3 protein-coding genes are annotated in these 3,087 nt (G+C 60.2%); 2 read left to right on the plus strand and 1 reads right to left on the minus strand.

Annotated elements, in window-relative coordinates; all coding sequences use genetic code 11:
• Nucleotides 1-166: multidrug efflux SMR transporter (locus JWQ61_RS21245; RefSeq protein ID WP_304362272.1), on the plus strand; the 166-nt coding region annotated here is incomplete at its 5' end.
• 6 nt (nucleotides 167-172) lie between these two features.
• Here the strand turns inward: JWQ61_RS21245 and JWQ61_RS21250 are convergent.
• A complete protein-coding gene (locus JWQ61_RS21250) occupies nucleotides 173-796 on the minus strand; it encodes a trimeric intracellular cation channel family protein (protein WP_304362270.1) in 624 nt (207 codons plus the stop codon).
• Nucleotides 797-1,004: 208 nt separating this feature from the next.
• Between JWQ61_RS21250 and JWQ61_RS21255 the strand changes: the two genes are divergently transcribed.
• Nucleotides 1,005-3,087 (plus strand): TonB-dependent receptor plug domain-containing protein (locus JWQ61_RS21255; RefSeq protein WP_369684913.1); only part of this gene is annotated, 2,083 nt, incomplete at its 3' end.

Here is a 3,087-nt window from a genome sequence, read left to right on the forward strand (position 1 = left end):
CAGCCTGCCGGCCGGCACGACCTACGCAATATGGACCGGCACCGGTTCGGTGGGCGTTACCGTACTCGGCATCTTTTTGTTTGGCGACACGCCGTCGCCATTGCGCCTGCTGTGCATCGGACTGGTGATCTGCGGCATCGTCGGCCTGCGTTTGCTGGAGGCATGAACACCGCTATTCAAAACCGCGGATGCCGCTGCCGTTAAAGCTCGGCAATTTCCAGTGGAAGCGCAGGGCCAGCAGGCGCACCAGGAAACCTGCGCCGATCGCGATCAGGGGCGCTGCAGACGGATCGACATCCCACCATAACAATCCGACATACAAGGCGCCGGTAAACAATGCGATGGTCGCATACAGCTCGCGCTGCAGCACTAGCGGAATCTCGTTGCACAGCACGTCGCGCAGCAAGCCGCCGAACACGCCGGTGATCATGCCGGCCAGGATCACGATGCCAGGCGCCATGCCGGCAGCGCGGGCGACATCGCAGCCGATCACGCTGAACGCTACCAGGCCGAGGCCGTCGACCACCAGGAACACATTACGCAGATGGTGCAGGAAACGCGCCACCAAGGCAGTGACGACGGCGGCGCCGATGGTGAACAGCAGATACTCAGGATGGGCTATCCAGCCCAGCGGATAGTTGCCCAGCAAGATGTCGCGCATGCTGCCGCCGCCCAGCGCGGTGATGGTGCCGACCACGCAGATGCCGAACAGGTCCATGTCGCGCCGCATGCCCATGATGGCGCCGGACATGGCTTCCGCTACGATCGCTATCAGATAGATGGTATGTAGCAGCATGGGCCTGGCCTCCGGAAGAAAACAATTTCAGAATCGGCCCGCACGCCTGCGCGGGCCGAGGAAGGAATACATCTTGCAGCATGCATCCAGCGCATATGGATATGTAAAACCATCAGTTTGTATTGCCGGTCGTCTACTATATTCTCGTCTCCCATTAAAGAACGCAACAGTTCTTTACAAAAGAATACATGGGAAGGAATGGCACTACATGCACAGATTCAAAACCCTGCCGGCGCAAACCGCGCTGTCTCTGCTGATTGCTTATGCAATACCGAGTTTCTGTCAAACAGCTTATGCCCAGGCCGCGGATGAGAGCGCGGCAGCCAGCGATACTAAAGCGGTGCTGGTCACCGGCTCCCGCATTCCGCGCGCCAGCAAGGAAGGACCGACCAGCGTCACGGTGATTACCGGCGAAGATATCGAGAAGCAAGGCTACCGCAATGTGTTCGACGCCCTCAGTTCGCAGACCCAGAATACCGGCATGACCCAGGGCGCTGACTTCGGCAATACCTTTACGCCGGCAGCGAACACCATCAGCCTGCGCGGGCTGGGGCCGAACCACACGCTGATCCTGCTCAACGGCAGGCGCATCGCCGACTATCCGGTGGCCTATGACGGTTCGGTCAATTTCGTCAACCTGGCCAACATCCCGTCGGCGCTGGTGGACCGCATCGAAATACTGAACAGCGGCGCGTCCGCCGTCTACGGCTCGGATGCGATTGCCGGCGTGGTCAACATCATCACCAAAAAACAGGTCAGCGGCATCGATTTCAACATCAAGGCCGGCGGCACCCAGCATGGCGGCGGTTCCAACCAGCGGATCCAGCTTACCGGCGGCGGCAGCAGCGGCAATCTGAGCGGAGTGTTCGGCGTAGAACTGAGCCGCACCCAGCCAGTCTGGAGCCGCCAGCGCGATTTCATGTCCTCGACGTCGTCCGACGGCACCGCGCCGACGCGCGTATTGTCGCGGCAGAACGTCGACACCGGCAAGTACGTCGATCCGGGCGCGACCTGCAGCCAGCTCGGCAACCTGTTCTACGACAGCGTAGTCAGGGTGCAGTCGAAATCCGGCGCGTATTGCGGCAGCGGCAAGGCGCAACCCGCGTTCTGGACCACCATGACCCAGAACGAAAGCGAGAACCTGTTCGGCAGCCTGAGTTACCAGCTGAGCGCCAAGACTGAAGTGTTCAGCGACCTGATGCTGGGATTTAATTCCACGCAAAACAATACGCGCGGCCCCAGCTGGACCTCGGAAGCAGTCGGCAACAGTTATTTTTTCAACCAGAACAGCGGCGCCAACGAAAGCTGGTCGCGCCGTATTTCGCCGGAAGAAATCGGCGGGGCGACGCGCTTTAACCGCAAATGGAGAGACGTCGCGGCCAACCTGACGGTAGGCATACGCGGCGATATCCCGTCGACCAGCAGCTGGAACTATGAAGCGGCTTACAACATCTCTGCTTACACCAGCCGCAAGACCACGCCTTTGCTGCTCAACAGCGTCGACAGCTTTTTCCTCGGCCCGCGCCTTGGCTACGATGCCGACGGCGTCGCCATCTATGCGCCCGATCCGAGCCGGCTGTCTCAGCCTTTGACTCCGGCCCAGTTCAACTCGATCACCGGTGAAGCCATCAGCCGCGACAAATCCTGGACCCAGACCTTGAGCCTGAGCGCCAACGGCGAGCTGTTCAACCTGCCGGCCGGACCGGTGCGGCTGGCGGCCGTGACCGAATTCGGCAGCCAGGGTTTCAGCAACACGCCCGATCCGCAAATCAACCAGGGCGTGTTCTACAACCAGGCGGCCGCCAACGGCGCCAGCGGCTCGCGCAAGCGTTATGCCGTGGGGACGGAACTGAATATCCCTATCCTCAAGCAGCTGGTTGCCACTGTCGCCGGCCGCTACGACGAATACAGCTTCGCCGGCCGCAACGATGGCAAATACACCTATAAAACCGGGCTCGAAATCCGTCCTGCCAAGACACTGATGTTCCTCGGTAACAATGCGACCAGTTTCCGCGCACCCGACATGAATTACATCTACTCGTCGACCACCCGCGGTTATTATTCATCGACTACCGACTATTACCGCTGCCAGCAGGCAGGGCAGCCTTTGGCCGGCTGCGACTACAACAATTATTCGCCGGGCGCGAACTACATCCAGACCGGTAGCAAGGACCTGAAATCCGAGAACGGCAAATCGTGGAGTTATGGCGCGGTATGGTCGCCAAGCTCGAACTTCGACATATCGGCCGATTTCTGGCGCATCCAGATCGACAACCTGGTGACCAACCTGG

This window comes from Collimonas fungivorans (assembly GCF_028292705.1).
GTDB classification, from domain to species: domain Bacteria; phylum Pseudomonadota; class Gammaproteobacteria; order Burkholderiales; family Burkholderiaceae_D; genus Collimonas; species Collimonas fungivorans_B.